Annotated in this window: 24 protein-coding genes; 10 read left to right on the top strand and 14 right to left on the bottom strand. The window is 66.4% G+C overall.

Features of this window, described 5'->3' with window-relative positions; all coding sequences use genetic code 11:
• Positions 1-19: 19 nt before the first annotated feature.
• The 12 genes from GGQ62_RS08545 to GGQ62_RS08490 form a co-directional block, all read right to left on the bottom strand.
• Positions 20-925: a hemolysin family protein gene (locus GGQ62_RS08545; protein ID WP_152578514.1), complete on the bottom strand. Its 906-nt coding sequence runs from the start codon at positions 923-925 to the stop codon at positions 20-22.
• A gap of 12 nt (positions 926-937) precedes the next feature.
• Complete coding sequence (gene ybeY / locus GGQ62_RS08540; protein WP_152578513.1) at positions 938-1,441, bottom strand: rRNA maturation RNase YbeY; 504 nt, start codon at positions 1,439-1,441, stop codon at positions 938-940.
• 5 nt (positions 1,442-1,446) lie between these two features.
• On the bottom strand, positions 1,447-2,454 hold the full coding sequence (locus tag GGQ62_RS08535; RefSeq protein ID WP_167649542.1) for a PhoH family protein: 1,008 nt from the start codon (positions 2,452-2,454) through the stop codon (positions 1,447-1,449).
• Positions 2,454-3,860, bottom strand: a complete 1,407-nt coding sequence (gene miaB / locus GGQ62_RS08530; protein ID WP_152578511.1) for a tRNA (N6-isopentenyl adenosine(37)-C2)-methylthiotransferase MiaB — start codon at positions 3,858-3,860, stop codon at positions 2,454-2,456. Before miaB ends, GGQ62_RS08535 begins: the two co-directional genes overlap by 1 nt.
• 20 nt (positions 3,861-3,880) lie before the next feature.
• Positions 3,881-4,708: a lysophospholipid acyltransferase family protein gene (locus GGQ62_RS08525; protein WP_167649541.1), complete on the bottom strand. Its 828-nt coding sequence runs from the start codon at positions 4,706-4,708 to the stop codon at positions 3,881-3,883.
• 1 nt (position 4,709) lies between these two features.
• Positions 4,710-5,132 carry a Fur family transcriptional regulator gene (locus tag GGQ62_RS08520; RefSeq protein ID WP_152578509.1) on the bottom strand — a complete coding sequence of 141 codons (423 nt, stop codon included), beginning with the start codon at positions 5,130-5,132 and terminating at the stop codon, positions 4,710-4,712.
• A gap of 123 nt (positions 5,133-5,255) precedes the next feature.
• A complete protein-coding gene (locus tag GGQ62_RS08515; RefSeq protein ID WP_152578508.1) occupies positions 5,256-5,711 on the bottom strand; it encodes a Ros/MucR family transcriptional regulator in 456 nt (151 codons plus the stop codon).
• A 92-nt stretch (positions 5,712-5,803) separates the two neighbouring features.
• Positions 5,804-6,286, bottom strand: coding sequence for a GNAT family N-acetyltransferase (locus GGQ62_RS08510; RefSeq protein ID WP_152578507.1), 483 nt, complete (start codon positions 6,284-6,286; stop codon positions 5,804-5,806).
• 23 nt (positions 6,287-6,309) lie between these two features.
• The gene (gene tsaB, locus GGQ62_RS08505; protein ID WP_152578506.1) at positions 6,310-6,918 is read right to left on the bottom strand and encodes a tRNA (adenosine(37)-N6)-threonylcarbamoyltransferase complex dimerization subunit type 1 TsaB; all 609 of its coding nucleotides are present in this window, start codon (positions 6,916-6,918) and stop codon (positions 6,310-6,312) included.
• Positions 6,915-7,508, bottom strand: a complete 594-nt coding sequence (locus GGQ62_RS08500) for a malonic semialdehyde reductase (protein ID WP_152578505.1) — start codon at positions 7,506-7,508, stop codon at positions 6,915-6,917. Before GGQ62_RS08500 ends, tsaB begins: the two co-directional genes overlap by 4 nt.
• Before the next feature lie 99 nt (positions 7,509-7,607).
• Entirely contained in the window at positions 7,608-8,165 is a 558-nt protein-coding gene (locus tag GGQ62_RS08495) for a NifU family protein (protein WP_152578504.1), read from the bottom strand.
• 102 nt (positions 8,166-8,267) lie between these two features.
• Positions 8,268-8,732, bottom strand: a complete 465-nt coding sequence (locus GGQ62_RS08490) for a universal stress protein (protein ID WP_152578503.1) — start codon at positions 8,730-8,732, stop codon at positions 8,268-8,270.
• A gap of 101 nt (positions 8,733-8,833) precedes the next feature.
• Here GGQ62_RS08490 and GGQ62_RS08485 point away from each other — a divergent pair, with 101 nt between their 5' ends.
• From GGQ62_RS08485 to GGQ62_RS08440, 10 genes are all read left to right on the top strand, one after another.
• The gene (locus GGQ62_RS08485) at positions 8,834-9,760 is read left to right on the top strand and encodes a sulfite exporter TauE/SafE family protein (protein WP_152578502.1); all 927 of its coding nucleotides are present in this window, start codon (positions 8,834-8,836) and stop codon (positions 9,758-9,760) included.
• Positions 9,760-10,518: a TIGR02186 family protein gene (locus tag GGQ62_RS08480; RefSeq protein WP_152578501.1), complete on the top strand. Its 759-nt coding sequence runs from the start codon at positions 9,760-9,762 to the stop codon at positions 10,516-10,518. Before GGQ62_RS08485 ends, GGQ62_RS08480 begins: the two co-directional genes overlap by 1 nt.
• A gap of 183 nt (positions 10,519-10,701) precedes the next feature.
• Positions 10,702-11,523: a cold-shock protein gene (locus tag GGQ62_RS16610; RefSeq protein ID WP_167649540.1), complete on the top strand. Its 822-nt coding sequence runs from the start codon at positions 10,702-10,704 to the stop codon at positions 11,521-11,523.
• 72 nt (positions 11,524-11,595) lie between these two features.
• Positions 11,596-11,925 carry a hypothetical protein gene (locus GGQ62_RS08470; RefSeq protein ID WP_152578499.1) on the top strand — a complete coding sequence of 110 codons (330 nt, stop codon included), beginning with the start codon at positions 11,596-11,598 and terminating at the stop codon, positions 11,923-11,925.
• A gap of 115 nt (positions 11,926-12,040) precedes the next feature.
• Positions 12,041-12,349 carry a hypothetical protein gene (locus tag GGQ62_RS08465; protein ID WP_152578498.1) on the top strand — a complete coding sequence of 103 codons (309 nt, stop codon included), beginning with the start codon at positions 12,041-12,043 and terminating at the stop codon, positions 12,347-12,349.
• Positions 12,350-12,396: 47 nt separating this feature from the next.
• Positions 12,397-13,890 (top strand): class I adenylate-forming enzyme family protein, encoded by a 1,494-nt coding sequence (locus GGQ62_RS08460; protein ID WP_152578497.1) that lies wholly within the window; start codon positions 12,397-12,399, stop codon positions 13,888-13,890.
• Entirely contained in the window at positions 13,887-14,849 is a 963-nt protein-coding gene (locus tag GGQ62_RS08455; RefSeq protein ID WP_243446678.1) for a 2-hydroxyacid dehydrogenase, read from the top strand. The genes GGQ62_RS08460 and GGQ62_RS08455 overlap by 4 nt, the downstream gene beginning before the upstream one ends.
• 69 nt (positions 14,850-14,918) lie before the next feature.
• Positions 14,919-15,629 (top strand): CoA transferase subunit A, encoded by a 711-nt coding sequence (locus tag GGQ62_RS08450; protein ID WP_152578496.1) that lies wholly within the window; start codon positions 14,919-14,921, stop codon positions 15,627-15,629.
• The gene (locus tag GGQ62_RS08445) at positions 15,626-16,519 is read left to right on the top strand and encodes an HAD family acid phosphatase (RefSeq protein WP_152578495.1); all 894 of its coding nucleotides are present in this window, start codon (positions 15,626-15,628) and stop codon (positions 16,517-16,519) included. The genes GGQ62_RS08450 and GGQ62_RS08445 overlap by 4 nt, the downstream gene beginning before the upstream one ends.
• Positions 16,520-16,529: 10 nt before the next feature.
• On the top strand, positions 16,530-17,165 hold the full coding sequence (locus GGQ62_RS08440) for a 3-oxoacid CoA-transferase subunit B (protein ID WP_152578494.1): 636 nt from the start codon (positions 16,530-16,532) through the stop codon (positions 17,163-17,165).
• A gap of 77 nt (positions 17,166-17,242) precedes the next feature.
• Here the strand turns inward: GGQ62_RS08440 and GGQ62_RS08435 are convergent, their stop codons facing one another.
• Positions 17,243-17,857 carry an outer membrane protein gene (locus GGQ62_RS08435; RefSeq protein ID WP_152578493.1) on the bottom strand — a complete coding sequence of 205 codons (615 nt, stop codon included), beginning with the start codon at positions 17,855-17,857 and terminating at the stop codon, positions 17,243-17,245.
• 239 nt (positions 17,858-18,096) lie between these two features.
• Entirely contained in the window at positions 18,097-19,140 is a 1,044-nt protein-coding gene (locus GGQ62_RS08430) for an aspartate-semialdehyde dehydrogenase (protein ID WP_152578492.1), read from the bottom strand.
• Between the last annotated feature and the right edge of the window lie 3 nt (positions 19,141-19,143).

Below are 19,143 nucleotides of genomic sequence, written 5' to 3'. Positions count from 1 at the left end.
CAACGCACGACGATCGAACCTAGGCCGCCACTGGCGCGTGCAGCCGCAGGCGCCGGACCATCCGCGGATCGCCGTCTATGACTTCGAAGCGCCAGCCGCTCGGGTGATCGACTGTCTCGCCGAGCGCCGGCACGCGGCCGGCGAGCATGAACACCATGCCGCCGAGCGTATCGACCTCGTCGCCGATCTCTTCATTGGCGAAGCTGGTGCCGAGTTGTTCCTCCAGGTCGTCGAGCGGGATGCGGGCGTCGGCCTCCCATAGCCGGTCGTTGATTGCCTGCAGCAGCGCGGCTTCGTCCTCGTCGTGCTCGTCCTCTATGTCGCCGACGATTTCCTCGACCAGGTCCTCGATCGTCACCAGCCCGTCGGTGCCGCCATATTCATCGACGATGATCGCCATGTGCGTCCGCCCGGCGCGCATGCGGGCGAGCAGGTCGATGATCCGCATCGATGCCGGCACGAACAGCACCGGCCGCAGCAGCGGTTCGACGGGAAGATCGGCGAAGCGCGCCGACGAGACCGCGTCGTCGAAGGTTTCGGCGATATGGGCGTAGATATCCTTGATATGCGCCATGCCGATGATGTGGTCGCGGTCGCCGCGAAACACCGGCATCCGGCTGTGCCCGGCCTCGCGGAACAGCGCGACGAGCGCCGGAAAGCCATCGTCGACGTTGAACACCACCATGTCGCTGCGCGGCACGCCGATATCGCCGGCCTGACGCTCCCCGAAATGGAGCATGTTCTTGAGCATTGCACGTTCGACGGCGGACAGGTCGTCCTGCCCGGTTTCGGAATCGTGATGCTCGTCGATCGCCTCTTCCAGGCTTTCGCGCAGCGACGGCTCGTGGTCGCTGCCGGTGATGAGAAGGCGCAGCGATCGCCACAATCGGGACGCGAAATCGCTGCTACTGTCGGGGTCGGGCATCTCGGTCAGTCTTCAATCCGGGTAAGGGGCGGGCAAGCCGAGCCGCGCGCAGGCTGCCGTTTCAAGGGCCTCCATCGCGGTGGCCTGCGTGTCGCCGAGTTCATGATCATAGCCTAGCAGGTGCAGCAGGCCATGGACAATGAGGTGTTGCGCATAGTCGGGCAGGGTCCAGCCTTTCTCCGCCGCTTCCCGCGCGCAGGTTTCCACTGCGAGGATGATGTCGCCGAGCAGGATCTCGCCATCATCGGTATTGCCGAGCGCTTCGATCAGATCGGGCTGCACCATCGGGAAGGACAGCACGTTCGTCGGCTTGTCCTTGCCGCGATAGCTGTTGTTGAGGGCGTGGACCTCGGCATCGCCCGACAGGCGAACGCTGACTTCGACGCTGGCGCTGCTGTTGACCAGATGGCCATGCGGCGTCTGGTCGAGTGCCGCGGCAACCGCCGCCGTCGCCAGCGCCGGCCAGTCGGCATCGGGCCACAAGGGGCTGGCGACATCGGTTTCGGTGTTAAGCATCGGCGTCAACCATCCTGCGGCGCGCCTTCATAGGCATCGACGATCCGCCCGACGATCGGGTGGCGGACGACTTCGCGGCTGGAAAAGCGCAGCGCCGAAATGCCTTCGATGCCATCCAGTCGCCGCACCGCATCGGCCAGGCCCGAGGCGCCGGGGTTGGGCAGATCGACCTGGTTGGGATCGCCGCAGACGACCATGCGGCTGCGCTCGCCGAAGCGAGTCAGGAACATCTTCATCTGCAACGGCGTGGTGTTCTGCGCTTCATCGAGGATGATGAAGGCGTTGGCGAGGGTGCGGCCGCGCATGAACGCCAGCGGCGCGATCTCGATTTCGCCCGACGCCAGCCGGCGTTCGACCTGTTCGGCGGGCAGCATGTCGTAGAGGGCGTCGTACAGCGGCCGCAGATAGGGATCGACCTTGTCCTTCATGTCGCCGGGCAGGAAGCCGAGCCGTTCGCCGGCCTCGACCGCCGGGCGCGACAGCACCAGCCGGTCGACCGAACCGGCAATGAGCTGGCTGACCGCCTGCGCCACGGCGAGATAGGTCTTGCCGGTGCCCGCCGGCCCCAGCGCGAAGATGATGCTGTCGCGCGCCAGCGCCTCGATATAGCGCACCTGGGTCGGGCTGCGCGCGGCGATGGTCTTGCGACGGGTGCGGATGACGGCGGTGTTGGCCAGCCCCGAATCGGCCGACACCAGCCCATCGAGCGACGGGTCGGCGGCGATCGCCACGGCGCCGACGACATCGCCGGCGTCGATCGTTTCGCCATGGGCCAGACGATTGTAGAGGTTGGTCAGCACATCGCGAGCGCGGGCGGCGACTTCGGCTTCGCCTTCGACCTGCACCTTGTTGCCGCGCGCCGAGATATAGACGCCGAGCTGCCCTTCGAGCGTGATCAGATTCTGATCATGCTCCCCGAACAGCGCGCCGAGCAGATAGACTTTTTCGAATTCGATCTCGAGCCGGACGCGGTCGCTGGCGGCGACTGGGGTACGCGCAGGCTTCTTCGACATCAGGCGGCTGCTCTTTCTGCAGGGAGGGACGGGGCACGATCGACGGGACGGGCTTCGACGCTGTTCGGCTGGCCTTCGGTGATCTCGACAGCGATCAGGTCGCCGATCTTCGCGCCTGTAACGCTCACCACCGCCGATTGGAGCCATGGCGTCTTGCCGATCAGCTGGCCCGGCTTGCGACCGGGGCGTTCGAGCAGGATTTCGGTGTGCCGGCCGACGCTGGCAAGGTTGAAGGCGTGCGCACCGGCGGTGATGGCCGCCTGCAACCGTGCCAGCCGCTCCTCCTTCACCGCTTCGGGGACCTGGTCGGCCATGGTGGCGGCCGGCGTGCCGGGGCGCTGCGAATATTTGAAGCTATAGGCCTGGGCATAGCCGACTTCGGACACGATGCGCAGCGTATCGGCGAAATCGGCTTCGGTTTCGCCGGGAAAGCCGACGATGAAATCCCCCGACAGCGCAATATCGGGCCGCGCCGCGCGCAATTCCGCCAGCGTCGCCAGATAGGATTCGCGCGTATGGGCGCGGTTCATCGCCTTCAGGATGCGGCTGCTGCCGGACTGCACCGGAAGATGCAGATAGGGCATCAGCTTGGGGATTTCGGCATGGGCGTCGATCAACGCCCTGGTCATGTCGCGCGGGTGACTGGTGGTGTAGCGGATGCGCTTCAGCCCCTCCAGCTGCGCCAGTTCGGCGATCAGCGCCGGCAGCGTCGCGCCGCCGCCGAGCTCCAGCCCATAGGCGTTGACGTTCTGGCCGATCAGGGTGATTTCCACAGCACCGGCAGCGACCAGCGTTTCGGCCTCGCGCACCAGGTCGGCGAACGGCCGCGACACCTCGCCGCCGCGCGTATAGGGCACGACGCAGAAGGTGCAGAATTTGTCGCAACCTTCCTGGACGGTCAGAAATGCGCTGGCGCCCTGGTGGCGGCGCGCCGGCAGATGGTCGAACTTGGGGCTGGCCGGCATGTCGGTATCGATGGCGCGTCCCCAGCGCGCACCGCGGGCATCCGCCGGAATCGCCGCGGCCTCGCGCAGCAGTGCCGGCAGATTATGATAGGCGAGCGGCCCGACGATCACGTCGACTGCCGGCGCGCGGCGGCCGATCTCGGCGCCTTCGGCCTGGGCGACGCAGCCGGCGGCGACGATCACCGGGCGCGAGCCATCGGCACGCGGCTTCTTCAGCCGGCCGATATCGGAATAGAGTTTTTCGGCTGCCTTTTCGCGGATGTGGCAGGTGTTGAGGACGACAATGTCGGCAGCGTCGGCCGAATCGACGGCGACATGACCATCGGCGGCGAGCAGATCGCCCATGCGCTCGGAATCATAGACGTTCATCTGGCAGCCGAAGGATTTGACGTGGTAACGCGACACTGGCTGCGACGACTCCGATGAAAGCCTGCCGACCATAGCCGCTGACGCCGGGCAGGTCATCCCCGCATAAGGGCGCGATAGCCATCGGCGATGACGGTGTGGCAATGCCGCGCCAGTGCCTTGCGATCGGCGAAATCGGCGGCGCGCACCGGGGCGTGAAACCGGATTTCGGCGCGCACGCGGCCGAGCGCCATGAAGCCGACGGCGTGCGGCATCAATTCGGTATCCCCCACCCAGGCCAGATCGGGCAGCATCATGCGGGTTACCGGCATGCCGTTGACCCGGGTATAGGCGATGGTCACCGGCTGGATGAGGATGTCGGGCAGCGCGTCGGTGACGGCGAACAGTGCCGATTTGAACGGCAGCACGCCGGTGCCGTCGCTGTTGGTGCCTTCGGGAAACAGGATGATGTTCTCGCCGCCCGCCAGCCGCTCGGCGATGGCGTCGCGCTGCTCGCCGGTGCTGCTGCGCCGGCTGCGTTCGACATAGACGGTGCGGGCCAGCGTCGCCAGCCAGCCGACCAGCCCCCATTCGCCAACCTCGGACTTGGCGACGAACGCCGCCGGAATGCGCGCGCCGAGCACCGGAATATCGGCCCAGGAGACGTGATTGGAAACAAACAGCACCCCGCCGCGCCCGTCGCCGCGCCGGGCATTGCGCCGCGCCGGCACGCCATGGGTCAGGATGCGGATGCCAAGGGCGCGCGACAGGCTGCGATGGAACAGCCGGGGCAGATGCGATTTGCGCCCGCCGCTGAGGCCTTTCAAAACAAGTTCCGCCGGCACCAGCATCGATGCAGCGGCGAGCACGCCGGCGACCCCCTTGGCAGGGCCGAGGCGTTGGTGACGCCGGGGCCGCCGCGCCGCGGTCACGCCGCCGGCCATGTCATTCGCCGGCCTTGAGGGCGACTCCATAAAGCTCCATGCGGTGGTCGACGAGCCGGAAGCCCAGCCGCGCCGCGATCCGCGCCTGCAGCTCCTCGATCTCGGGATCGTGGAACTCGACGACATCGCCGGTTTCGACGTTGATCAAATGGTCGTGATGTTCGTCCTGCACCGTTTCATAGCGCGACCGGCCGCCCTGGAATTCGTGACGCTCGATGATGCCCGATTCCTCGAACAGCTTGACGGTGCGATAAACGGTGGCAATCGAAATGCGCGGATCGACCGCGGCAACGCGCCGGTGCAGCGCCTCGACATCGGGATGGTCGTCAACCTCCGACAACACCCGAGCGATGACGCGCCGCTGCTCGGTGATGCGCAGACCTTTTTTGAGGCAGAGCGCCTCGACGTCGATTGTCGTGCCCATCGCGTGTCTCCGTGCCCCCTAAGGACTAGATAGGCGGGCCGCGTCGCACGGGCAAGCCGGCTCCGACAGGCTCGCGCCTGCCGGAACCGGCTCAGACCCTTGCCCGCTGCCGGGCGCCGTATGTCAGGGGACGACCTTGCGCGGCCGGCCGCGGGGCTTGCCGCCGACCTTTGCGACACGCTTGGTGCCAAGACCGATCGATTTCGCCAATGTCCGCCGCTGTTCGGCGTAATTGGGGGCAACCATCGGATAATCCGCCGGCAGGCCCCATTTGGCGCGATACTGGTCGGGTGTCATGCTGTAGCGCGTCATCAGGTGACGCTTGAGCATCTTCAGCTTCTTTCCGTCTTCAAGGCAGACAATATAGTCGGGCTTGATCGAAGAACGTACCGAAACGGCTGGTTCCTGACGCACGGCAGCGACTTCAACAGGCGACCCAAGCCCGGCGAGCGTTGCATAGACATTCTGGATAATGCCGGCGACGTCGCCAGCCGCAACACTGTTGTTGGCAAAATGCGACGAGACAATGTCAGCGGTTAACGCCAACAACTCCGCATGGGCCTGTGAATTTTCCGTCATTTGATATCCTCGGCTCTCGATAGCGGATCCCTCCTCCGCTGCACCGCAATGACTGTATATCCATTGGAAATCAAGGCCGTTACGTATTTATTTCAATCCTGTATTTTTCGCCGCATCGTAATTGCGGCAAATCGTTCTCCATCTGATCCGGTATAATAGTTAATTCTGCGGCCGACATCGGCAAATCCGAGCGCTTTATACAGATGACGCGCGGCAAGGTTGTTCTCCCGAACTTCGAGATACATGTCCGTCGCACCGCGGCTATGCCCGTCTTTTTCGACCTGTTCGACCAACAAACGGCCGATTCCGCGCCCGCGCAGGCGCGGATCGACCGCAATCAGCAACAATTCGACTTCGTCGCTGACGGCGCGCGAAAGTGTAAATCCCACCGCCGTGCCATCGGCGTCGACAGCCTGGCGGGCGAAGCTTCCATCGAGCACCATCGTGCCTGCCAACTGGGCCGCCGACCACGCCTCGCCGAATTGCGGATCGAATCCGCCCGACATCAGTGTCATCAACGCATCGATGTCGCGCGTGTCGGCGGCGATGATGCGAAGCAGGAACGGAACGGGCATCCGGCGTGCTTATGGTTTTGTCGTCAAAGCGGCAATATGGCGTCTGGGGGCCGCACATAATGCGCCGCCGGCGCCAGGCTGCGACCGGCGGCGGGCAGGTGGAGCGCGAAACGCGCATCGGGCTGGCCATCGTGAATGGTGGCGGGACTGCCTGGCAGCAAGGCGGCGCCGGCACCGGCAACCGGCCCAGGCCCCGCTGCTGCCGCATGCGGCGCCAGCGTCGCGGTTGCCCCGGCCGCATAGTCGCGGTCGTAATCGCAAGCGAGCAACTGGCCGCGGCCGCCGTCGAGCAGGACGCGGACGCCGGCGAGGTCCGGGCGCAGTGCAAAGGCTGCCGCCGCGACCAGCGCCGCGCCGGAAAAGCCGGCAACCGGCACCTGCCAGGCCAGCCCCAGCGCCCGCGCCGCCGCGATGCCGATGCGGATCCCGGTGAAGCTGCCTGGCCCGATATCGACGAGGATGCGATCGGCCTGGCCATGCCCGGCCATCAGCGCGGCGATCGCCGGCAGCAAGGCTTCGGCATGGCCGCGACCGATGATGCGATGGTCGCTGGCAATACAGACGGCGCCATCGAACAGCGCCAGCGACAGCGCCGGCGAGGCGGTGGAAAGGGCCAGAGTGAGGTCGCTCACAGGATTGTGGCGGCGTCCTCGAAGGCCAGGCGCGGCGACCTCGGGAACAGTTTTTCGGTCGTGCCCTTGCCCAGCGAACAGATGAAATTGGTCTCGACATCGGTGCCGGCCCAGAATTGCGCATCGACGGCGGCCTTGTCGAAGCCCGACATCGGCCCGGTGTCCCAGCCCAGCGCCCGCGCGGCGAGGATGAAATAGGCGCCCTGCAGCGACGAATTGCGGAATGCCGTCTCGCGCGCCATCGCATCATCGCCGGTAAACCAGCTGCGGGCATCGGCGTGCGGGAACAATTGCGGCAGCTTGTCGTAGAATTTGCGATCGAAGCCGATGATCGCGGTCACCGGCGCGGCCAGGATCTTGGGGCCATTGGCTTCGCTGGCGGTGGCGGCGAGCCTGGCCCTGGCGTCGTCCGATGCGACGAACAGGAACCGCGCCGGGCAGCAGTTCGCCGATGTCGGACCCATTTTCACCAGATCGTACAAGGCGCGCAGGTCGGCCTCGCTGACCGGCGTGCTGTCCCAGCTGTAATAGGTGCGCGCCTCGCGGAACAACAGGTCGAGCGCTGCATCGTCAAGGGGTGTGCCGGACATCGATAAACTCCTGAAGGGAAAGCCGTGCATGTCATGCGCGGTGATGGGCGCGCAACCGAACCATTGGATTGCCCCGGACCATCCCAAGGGCGGTGCCGGCTAGACCGCGCGAACGTCGGTGACCTCGGGCACATAATATTTCAGCAGCGATTCGATGCCCATCTTCAACGTCGCCGTCGAGGACGGGCAGCCGGCGCAGGCGCCCTGCATTTCGAGGAACACCGTGCCCTTGTTGAAGCCGCGATAGACAATATCGCCGCCATCGCCGGCGACCTGGGGGCGGATGCGGGTATCGATCAGCTCGACGATCTGGCTGACAATCTCGGCATCTTCGGGATCGTCGTCGATCGCCGGGCCGGTGCTGGCGGCGGCGCTGAACAGCGGCGCGCCCGAACTGAAATGGTCGACCAGCACGCCGAGCACCTGGGTTTTCAGCGACGCCCAGTCCGCCGAGCCTTCGGCCTTGGTGACGCTGATGAAATCGGGGGCAAAGAACACGCCCGAAACATCGCCGAGCCCGAACAGTGCGGCGGCGAGCGGCGAGGCTTCCGCCGCCTCGGGCGTGGCGAAATCGGCGGTGGCACCATCGGTGACGCTGCGGCCGGGGCGGAACATCAATGTCGCAGGGTTGGGAGTGCGTTCGGTTTCGATGAACATCGGGCGGCCTTTTGCGAATGCGTTGCAGCCGATGTGGCGTGTCCGGCCGGCGGAATCAATCGCGCCGGCCGCGAATTGCGATAAAGTTCGTCGTGTATCGGCTCAGGTCAGCGATTCGAGCCGGTCCTGCGCCAGTCCGCCGGGGACGAGCATGACGACGCAGGGCAACTGGCCGGCGCGTTCGCCAGTGAAATAGCCGATCAGCGGCCCCGGCGTGCCCTTGGGCGCGGCGCCCAGCACCAGCGCCCGCACGCTGGGGTCGCCGCGGACATGGTCGAAGATCGTCGGCGCTGCGTCGCCGTTGAGGACGATGGCGCGCGGGCGGGTGCCCGACAGCGCCTCGGCTTCATCGGCGACGGCGGACAGCAGCTTGTCGGCTTCGGCGCGCGCCTCGGCCTCCATGGCTTCCTGCACCGCGCCCCATTGCATGAATTCGGGCGTCGGAATGACATGGATCATCGCCACCTTCGCCCCGACATGGCCGGCGCGCAGCGCCGCAAAACGCAGCGCCACACGGCTTTCGGCGCTGTCGTCGATGACGACGAGATAGGTGGGGGCGGTGTCCATCGCCGCACGATATGCCGCTTGCGCGCGGCGCACCAGTACCGGCGCATCGCGCGCAAAAGGGTGACGCGGCCCCCCATCCGGCGCTAAGGCTGGATGACGCCATGGACCTGTATCTTCCCATTGCCGAAATGTCGGTCAACGCTGCGGTCATCATCCTGCTCGGGGGTGTCGTCGGCTTCCTGTCGGGCATGTTCGGCGTCGGCGGCGGCTTTCTGACGACGCCGCTGCTGATCTTTTACGGCATTCCGCCGGCGATCGCCGTCGCGTCGTCGGCGACCCAGATCACCGGCGCCAGCGTGTCGGGGGCGCTGGCCTATTGGCGGCGCGGCCAGGTCGATGTGAAGATGGGGGCGGTGCTGGTCGCCGGCGGCGTCATCGGCGCGGGGCTGGGGCAGATCATCTTTCGCCGGCTGCAAAAGCTCGGCCAGATCGATGTGACGATCAACATCATCTATGTGGTGTTCCTGGGCGGCGTCGGCCTGCTGATGCTGCGCGAGGCGGTCGGCGCGCTGCGGCTGGAACGCGAAATCGCCGCCGGCGCCGAACGCCCGGCGGTGCGGCTGCGGCGCCATGTGCCGTGGATCGTGGCGCTGCCGGGGCGGACGCGCTTCTACAAATCGGGGCTGTTCATTTCGCCGCTGGCGCCGCTGCTGCTCGGTGCCGTCGTCGGCATCCTGACGGTCATCATGGGCATCGGCGGCGGCTTCATCATGGTGCCGGCGATGCTGTATTTGCTCGGCATGTCGGCGAGCGCGGTCGTCGGCACCTCGCTGTTCCAGATCATCTTCGTGACCGCGGTGACGACGCTGCTGCACGCCACATCGTCGAAATCGGTCGATATCGTGCTGGCGCTGCTGCTGTTGATCGGCGGTGTCGCCGGCGCGCAGTTCGGCGTGAACGCGGCGCAGCGGCTGCAACCCGAAAAGCTGCGGCTGGCGCTGGCGCTGCTGGTGCTGGCGGTGGCGGCGGGGCTGTTGTTCGGCCTGACGGTGAAGCCGCAGTCGCTGTTCACCCTGTACAGCCTGTGATGCGACCCTGGCTGCTGCTGCTCCTGCCGCTCTGGCTGTCGCTGGCGGCGGCGGCGCCCACGGTGCTGATCACCGATCTCAGCCAGGGGCGGATCGACATCAACACCCGCTTCAAGGGCGCCGACCTTCTCGTCTTCGGCGCCATTCAATATCCGGCCGGTGCAGTGCCCGATGCGCCCGCCGATATCGCCATTGTCGTGCGCGGCCCGGCGTCGCCGGTGACGGTGCGGGAAAAACAGCGTGTCGCCGGCATCTGGCTCAACACCGATGCCGTGCGCTTCGAAAGCGTGCCCGGCTTCTACGCCGTCGCGACCACCCGCCCGATCGATGCCCTGGCCGATGATCGCACCACCGCGATCTACGAAATCGGCGTCAACAACCTGCAGCTGTCCCCCGCCAGCGCGACGTCGGCGGCCGATATCAACCGCTTCGAAGCCGGGTTGATCCGGGTCAAGCGCGACGCCGGGCTGTTCGTCGAAACCCCGGGGGCGGTGGTGGTGACCCGCAACGTCCTCTACCGCGCCCGCATCGCCATTCCGGCGGCGGTGCCGGTCGGCGATTATGCAGCGGAGATTCACCTGATCCGCAAGGGCCGGGTGATCGCGAGTTCGACGACGCCGATCGTCATCGGCAAATCCGGCTTCGAACGCTGGGTCTATGTGATGGCGCACGAGCACAGCCTGGCCTATGGCCTTGCCGCGGTCGCGGCGGCATTGATCGCCGGCGGGATTGCAAGTGCGGTGACGCGTCGGCGCTGATACCGAAATAGTCGAAATTCGGCCCCAATATTGCCATGACTCGCGGGGCGATTAGCTATCGCCGACTCGGGGATTTTCCTGTACGTTGCAAATCGGAGCATTTCGGTTTCGACGCAATACACAATACCGCATCGCTGCCGGCGCGCACCATTCTACACTGACTATGGAAGACTTGGACAGAAAATGAGCTTTGATCGACGCGGACGTGGTTCCGGGCGTGGTGGTGGTTTCGACAAGCGCGAGCGCGGTTTCGACCAGTTTGAAGGCGGCGGCTACGGCGGCGGCGGCGGCGATCGTTTTGGCGGCGGTGGCGGCGGCGGTTACGCCGGCGGCGGTGATCGCTTCGGCGGCGGTGGCGGCAACCGCTTCGGCGGCGGTGGCGCTGGCGGCGGTGGCGGTTTCGGCGGTCGTCCCGGCGGCGGCGGCTTCGGTGGCCCGCGTCCCCCGCGCGACATGGGTCCCGGCGTCAACCTCGGCACGGCCAAGGGTGTCGTCAAGTTCTTCAACGGCCAGAAGGGCTTCGGCTTCGTCGTCCGCGATGACGGCGGCGAAGATGTTTTTGTCCATATCTCCGCAGTTGAAGCGGCCGGCCTGACCGGCCTCGCCGATGGCCAGCCGATGGAATTCACCCTCACCGAGCGCAACGGCCGCGTTTCGGCGACCGATCTCGTCATCGATGGCGAGCCGCTTCCGGTCACCGACCGGGCACCGCCGCGCGATCGCGATGCCGGTGGCTTCGGCGATCGCCCGGCACCGCGTCCCCGGGACCGCGATGCCGCGCCGGCCACCAACGGCCAGCGCGTCGAAGGCACGGTTAAGTTCTTCAACGGTCAGAAGGGCTTCGGTTTCATCCAGCGTGAAGACGGTGGTCCGGATGCGTTCGTCCACATTTCGGCCGTGGAACGCGCCGGCATGTCGAACCTCAACGAAGGCCAGCGCGTCTCGTTCGAGCTGGAGGAAGACCGGCGTGGCAAGCAGGCAGCCGTGAACCTCACGTCGCTCTGATCCTGCGTTAAGCAACATGAAAGGGCGGCTGTGCCACGGGTGCAGCCGCCCTTTTGCTGTCTGGAGCCGCCGATGCGCCTGTTCCCCGCTGTCGTAGTCCTGCTCGCCCCGGCGATCGCGGCCATGCCGGCTGCTGCCGCGACGCCGGCGGCGATGGCGCAGGGGTTCGCCGATGCCGCCGCCGCGTGTCGCACGGCATCGGACCTGCGCGATGCGGCCGTCGTCGGCGCGCCGATCCTGTTCAGCGATACGGCCGGCAAGACCGCCTTGCTGGTGACGGGCCGCTGGCGTCCGGCGCACATGAAGGGTGCACGCGCCACCATGCTGTGCCTTTACGACCGTACCAGCCGCCGCGCCGAAGCGCAGGAAGCGCCGGGCTGGACGGCGCGCACCCGGCGCTGAGCGTTCCCGGCCGGCTAAGTAGTTCCACGCGCGTCATATCGCGCAGCGCATTTGTCGCAGGCTTGCTCTAGGACGGCATCGAACGCTTCGCGTCGCTTGTTTCCAAAGGGTGATTATGTCCGGCTCTCTCATCATCAACGGTCTGATGATCTTCTTCTCGCTCACCACCGTCGCGGTGGTCGCCTATCCGCTCGTCAAGCTGTTGCCGTCGTGGCTCGAACGGTCGATCTATCGCAAGGTCGCCTATCATCGCGATGCCATCGCCGCGCTGCAGGTGGCCATCGATCGCAACCAGACCGACATCGAGCACCGCGACCGGTTGCTGGCGCAGATGGCGTTTCATCGCCGCTCGCTCGCCGACCTGGCCCCCGGCGACGCCGCGGACGCACCGAAGACCTCGGCTCGCATCGACGCCGCGGCCTGACGCCTTAGAGGGTGGACAGGCGGCGGCGGCAGTCGCACCGTAGCGGCATGACCTGCTTCGACTTTCCAGCCGCCATCCTCGCCCATGCCACCGATCGCCCCGACCATCCGGCGGTGATCTGCGGCGACAACCGCATCGGCTGGGGGGATTTTTCCGCCCGCGTCGACGGCGTTGCCGCCACGCTGGCCAAGCTCGGCACGCGGCCGGGCGATGTCGTCGGGGCCGTGGCGGCGTCGTCGGTCGACTATGCCGTACTCTGGGCCGCGGTGTTGCGGTTGCGCGCCACCATCGCGCCGCTGGCGCCGTCGTCGACACCGGATCAGATCGCCGCGATGGTCGGCGATTCGGGCGCGCGGCTGGTGTTCACCGATGCAGCGGCGCGCCGGGATTTCGGCGCCGCGCTGGCCCGGGTCCAGATCGTCGATCTCGATGCGCTCGACGCCTGGATCGACCCGACCGCCGAACTGCCGCCGCTGGCGCCGCTCGATCCCGATGCCGCCTTCAACATCATCTATTCGTCGGGGACGACCGGAACGCCGAAGGGCATCGTCCAGTCGGCAGCGATGCGGTCGCTCCACATCACCGGTGCCAAGGCGCTGGGCTATGACGCGAACAGCATCACCCTGTTGTCGACGCCGCTTTATTCCAACACCACCCTGGTCAGTTTTCTTCCCACCCTGGCGTGGGGCGGCACGGTGGTGCTGCAGCCCAAGTTCGACAGCAGCGAATGGCTGAAGCTGGCCGAACGCCATGAAGCGACCCACACGATGCTGGTGCCGGTGCAATATCGCCGCCTGCTTGCCGACCCGGCGTTCGACAACCACCGACTGTCGCTGCAGATGAAATTCTGCACCTCGGCGCCCTTTCCCGGCGAGTTGAAGGCCGAAGTGCTGCGGCGCATGCCCGGCGGTCTGGTGGAATTCTTTGGCATGACGGAGGGCGGTGTCAGCTTCGTCTTCCCGGCGCATCTTCATCCCGACAAGCTCCACACCGTCGGCCGCGCGTCCGAAGGCCATGCCGTGCGCATCATCGATGAAGACGGCAACGACGTGCCGGCGGGCACCCCGGGTGAAATCGTCGGCCAGTCGCCGGCGACGATGAATGGCTACAAGAACCGCCCCGACCTGACCGACAAGGCGTTCTGGACGGCCCCCGACGGGTCGCGCTGGCTGCGCACCGGCGATATCGGCCGGATCGATGCGGACGGCTTTCTGACGCTGATGGACCGCGCCAAGGACATGATCATCTCGGGCGGCTTCAACATCTACCCGAGCGATATCGAGGCGGTGCTGGTCGCGCAGCCGGGGGTCGTGGAGGCCGCCGTCGTCGGCATCGCGTCGGATCGCTGGGGCGAAACCCCGGTGGCCTTTGTCGTCGCGCCCGGTGCCGACGCCGAAGCCTTGCGCACCGCAGTCAACGCGCAGCTTGGCAAGACCCAGCGGCTGGCAGCGCTGGTGCTGCTCGATGAACTGCCGCGGAGTCATATCGGCAAGGTGCTGAAGCGCGAATTGCGCGACGGGTTCGCCGGCAGCGTGGCGTGACGCGCCCCGACGTGCTGATGACGGCGCCGATGCGCCCCGTCATTGGCGACACGCTCGCCCCGCATGTCACCGTGCATCGCCTTTGGGAGGCCCCCGACCAGCCCGCGACGATCCGCGCCCTGGCCCCGCGCATCCGCGGCGTTGCCACCAGCACCTTGTTCGGCCGCGTCGATGCGGCGCTGTTCGACGCGCTGCCGCAGTTGGAGATCGTCGCCAGCTTCGGCGTCGGCTACGACAATGTCGATGTCGCCGCGGCGGCGGCGCGCGGCATCATCGTCACCCACACCCCCGGCGTGCTGGACGACGAAGTTGCGGACCTGACGGTCGGACTGCTGCTCGCCACCATCCGCCGGATTCCGCAGGCCGATCGCTATCTGCGGGACGGGCGGTGGCCGGAGGCGAATTTTCCGCTGTCGCCGACGCTGCGCGGGCGCCGCATCGGCATCGTCGGGCTGGGCCGCATCGGCAAGGCGGTGGCGCGGCGGCTGGCGGCGTTCGATGTCGCCATCGCCTATCATGGCCGGTCACGACAGCCGGTCGACTATCCTTATTTTCCGACCATCGTCGGTCTTGCGGCAGCGTGCGACGTGCTGATCATCCTGGCGCCCGGCGGCGACGGCACGCGCCATCTTGTCGATGCGGCCGTGCTCGCCGCGCTTGGCGCCGACGGCATTCTCGTCAACGTCGCGCGCGGCAGCCTGGTCGACGAAGCCGCGCTGGTCGCGGCGCTGGCGTCGGGCACGATCCTCGCCGCCGGGCTCGACGTCTATGCCGATGAACCGCGCGTGCCGGCGGATCTGGCGGCGCTGCCCAACACCGTCTTGCTGCCGCACATCGCCTCCGGATCGGCGGCGACGCGCGATGCGATGGGACGGCTGGTGGCCGACAATCTGATCGCCTGGTTTAAAACCGGCCGGCCGCTGACCAGCGTCCCGGAAACGGCACGCCTGGTGCGCTAGCGCCGGCCGCCCACTGGTCAGCCGCGCCGCGACGCGCTAGTTCGTGCGCGCACCGCAAGAGGCCGATCGATGCCGAACAAGCTCTACCCTGATGCCGTTGCCGCCCTCGCCGGGGTGACCTTCGATGGCATGACGATCATGTCCGGCGGCTTCGGCCTGTGCGGCATTCCGGAAAAGCTGATCGCGGCGCTGCGCGACAGCGGCACGCGCGACATCACGGCGATTTCCAACAATGCCGGGGTCGATGGCTTCGGGCTCGGCGAGCTGCTCGGCACGCGGCAGATTTCGCGGATGATCGCCAGCTATGTCGGCGAGAACAAGGAGTTCGAGCGCCAGTATCTGGCCGGCGAACTGCAGCTGGAGTTCAACCCGCAGGGGACGCTGGCGGAACGCATTCGCGCCGGCGGTGCCGGCATTCCGGGCTTCTACACGAAAACCGGCGTCGGCACGCTGGTGGCCGAGGGCAAGGAACACAAGGATTTCAACGGCGAAACCTATATCCTGGAAACCGGGCTGGTGGCCGATGTGGCGCTGGTCAAGGCGTGGAAGGCCGACCCCTATGGCAACCTCGTCTACCGAAAGACGGCGCGCAATTTCAATCCGATGATGGCGACGGCGGGCCGCGTGACGATCGCCGAGGTCGAGGAACTCGTCGGCCCTGGCGAGCTCGACCCGGACCACATCCATACGCCCGGCATCTATGTCCAGCGGCTGATTGTCGGGACGGACTATGAAAAGCGCATCGAACAGCGGACGGTGCGGGTTCGGGCGCCGGCATGACGCCCGGCGTGCCGGCTCTGCTCGCTGCAGCGCTTGTGCTTGGCGGCTGCGTCACGACGCGTCCGGCAGCTGTCACGGCCGCCGCGCCGGCCCAGCAACCATCGCTTTATGCGACCACCTGGACCTATGGCAGCGCCGAAGCGGCGGCGCTCGGCCTCCAGGCCTATTCGGCCTTGACCAACTATGTGGCGGGTCGCCTGCCGGCGCTGCAGGGTGCGGCGCCGTTTGAAAGTGCGCTGGTCACCGGCATCGATGGTGCCGGGCGGCCGCAGCGCGCGCTGTGCACGGCCGCGATGCGGGCGCATCCGGCGGTTGTCCTGGACATCGATGAAACCGGGCTGCTGAACAGCGGTGCGCAATATTATGCCGCGCAAGGCCATCCCTATGACGAGGCCGAATGGGCCCGGTGGCTCGACGATCGCGCGGCGCAGCCGACGCCGGTGCCGGGCGCGGTGGCGGCCATCGCGGCGCTTCGCCGGCTCGGCGTGACGCCGATCTGGATCAGCAACGCCACCAACAGCCGCCGCGATGCGACCGTAAGGGCGCTGGCCGGTGCCGGCTTGGGCGACGCCGTCCCGCTCGAAACCCTGTTCCTGCGCGACGACATCGCCCCCGGATCGGACAAGCAGCCGCGCCGGCTGAACGTCGCCGAGCGGCATTGCATCATCGCCATGGTCGGCGACCAGGTCGGGGATTTCACCAGCCTGATCGATGCCGGCAAGCCGCCATTGGCCAGTCGCCGTGCCGCGGCGGCCGGTGCCTATGCGCCGCTTTGGGGGCAGGGCTGGTTCATGCTGCCCAATCCCGTCTATGGCGCCTGGAATACCCCCGAAGCCACGCTCGAGGATGCCGTGCCGCAATCGCTGCGCTGGCACCCCAAACCGCAGTGAAGGACTGACAATGGCCTGGAATCGCGACGAACAAGCCGCGCGTGCGGCGCGGGAACTGCAGGACGGCTTCTATGTCAACCTGGGCATCGGCATGCCGACCCTGGTCGCCAACCATATCGCGCCGGGCATCGACATCACGCTGCAATCCGAAAACGGCATGCTGGGCATGGGGCCGTTTCCTCATGAGGATGAAATCGACGCCGACCTGATCAACGCCGGCAAGCAGACGATCACCGAGCTACGCCGATCGTCCTATTTCAGCAGCGCCGACAGCTTTGCGATGATCCGCGGCGGCCATATCGACCTGTCGATCCTCGGCGCCATGGAAGTGGCCGAAAACGGCGATCTCGCCAACTGGATGATCCCGGGCAAGATGGTCAAGGGCATGGGCGGCGCCATGGATCTCGTCGCCGGCGTCAAGAAGATCATCGTGCTGATGGAGCACAACAGCAAGTCCGGCGAGGCTAAGTTCAAGACTGCCTGCACCCTGCCACTGACCGGCAAGGCGGTCGTCGACATGGTGATTTCCGATCTCTGCGTGCTGGCGCGGCCGGCAAAGGGCGAGGCATTTCGCCTGGTCGAACTGGCCCCCGGCGTCACTGTCGAGGAACTGCGGGCGAAGACCGAAGGCGCATTTGTCGCCTGAGCCGAAGGCGGCGCGGGCCGGACATGAAAAAGGGGCGGGCCCAGGGCCCGCCCCCATCATTCCTGTCCAGCCGGCGCTTAGAAGCGCAGGTTGAGACCGGCCGTCACGGCGTGACGGGTGTAGTCGAGCTCGGCCTGGTTGCCGAACGACGCGCCCAGCTCTTCCTTGCCGAACTTCGAGAAGCCGTACTCGACCCGCGCCGACACGTTGCGGGCGACCATCTGCTCGTAACCGGCACCGACGGTGTAGCCGTCGCGGTTTTCCGAAACGCGGCTCAGACCATCGTCGAGCGTGTAGCGCGCATTGGCATAGCCGCCGCGGACATAGACAAGGCCGGCCGGGCCGACGAGCGTGCCGAGACGCGCGGTGGCGCCGATGGTGCGGCCCTGGCTGAGCTGGAAGGTGTTGAAGTCATTCTCGCCCGAGCGGCCGGTCAGGGCAACTTCGGCGCCGAGGACAACCGACGGCGACAGGCGGAAGTCATAACCGATCTGGCCACCATAAGCGAAGCCGTCACCCTTGACGGTCGACCTGGTTTCGACCGCACCATTGGTCGTGCGCAGGTTCTGACGATCCTGCTGCCAGCCACCCTGGACGCCGACGAACGGGCCGTTGAAGGGGATGGGCGCGTCCTGGGCGAGGACCGGTGCCGCGGCGGCCATAGCGGCAAACGCGAAAGCATATTTGAACATAAACACTCCAGATGACTGCCGGCGGGGAGGGGATGGTCAACGCGGCCACCCAAACCGGACGCCCCCGTATAGGCCTGCCAACCTAAATCCACTGTGAACCAATTGTGACGATGGTGCCACAATGCCTTGAAACTGAACCACATTTTGGACATGCTGTGGTATCGCCGAGCGCATGGCTGCCCTGCGCCCCGGGCATGGCCCGCGGCGTCAAAGGCGTGGCGATCGTATCCTTGAAGCGGTCAGGCCGCCTTCTTCAGGTGGCGGCGGCCGAGCAGTTCGGCGATCTGCACGGCGTTGAGCGCGGCGCCCTTGCGCAGATTGTCCGACACGCACCACAGCACCAGGCCGTTTTCCACGGTCGGGTCGCGGCGGACACGGCTGACATAGGTGGCATATTCGCCGACGCATTCGATCGGCGTGATATAGCCGCCGTCCTCCCGCTTGTCGTAGAGCATGATGCCAGGCGCCTCGCGCAGCAGCGCTTGCGCTTCCTTGACCGAAATCGGCTTTTCGAACTCGATGTTGATCGCTTCGCTATGGCCGACGAACACCGGCACGCGGACGCAGGTGGCAGTGACGAGGATATCGGGATCGAGGATCTTGTTGGTCTCCTGCGCCATCTTCAGCTCTTCCTTGGTGTACCCGTCATAGTCGGTGTCGGGGCCCACGAAGCTGTCGATGTGCGGGATGACGTTGAAGGCGATCTGCTTGGTGAACTTCTTGGCTTCGCTCGAATCGCCGACGAAGATGCCGCGCGACTGTTCGAACAGCTCGTCCATGCCTTCCTTGCCGGCGCCCGAGACCGACTGGTAGGTCGAAACCACGACGCGCTTGATGATGGCGGCATCGTGGAGCGGCTTCAGCGCCACGACCATCTGCGCCGTCGAGCAATTGGGGTTGGCGATGATGTTGCGCTTGGCATAGCCGTCGATGTCGTGCGGGTTCACTTCCGGCACGATCAGCGGCACATCGGCGTCCATGCGGAACAGGCTGGAATTGTCGATGACGGTGCAGCCGGCGGCCGCGGCCTTGGGCGCGTAGATCTTCGCCGGACCCGAGCCGGCTGCAAACAGCGCGATGTCCCAGCCGGCGAAATCGAAATGCTCGATGTTCTGGACTTTCAATTCGCGCCCGGTGTCGCCGAAATCGATGATGTCACCGGTCGATCGCGGGCTGGCGACCGCGGCGATATCGTCGAGCGGAAACTGGCGCTCGGCGAGAATGTTCAGCATCTCGCGCCCGACATTGCCGGTGGCACCCACGACGACGACCTTGTAACCCATTGC

The organism is Polymorphobacter fuscus, from assembly GCF_011927825.1.
Lineage (GTDB): Bacteria > Pseudomonadota > Alphaproteobacteria > Sphingomonadales > Sphingomonadaceae > Sandarakinorhabdus > Sandarakinorhabdus fusca.
The sequence above is the reverse complement of the archived record's forward strand: the minus strand, read 5'-3'. Positions and strand labels throughout refer to the sequence as shown.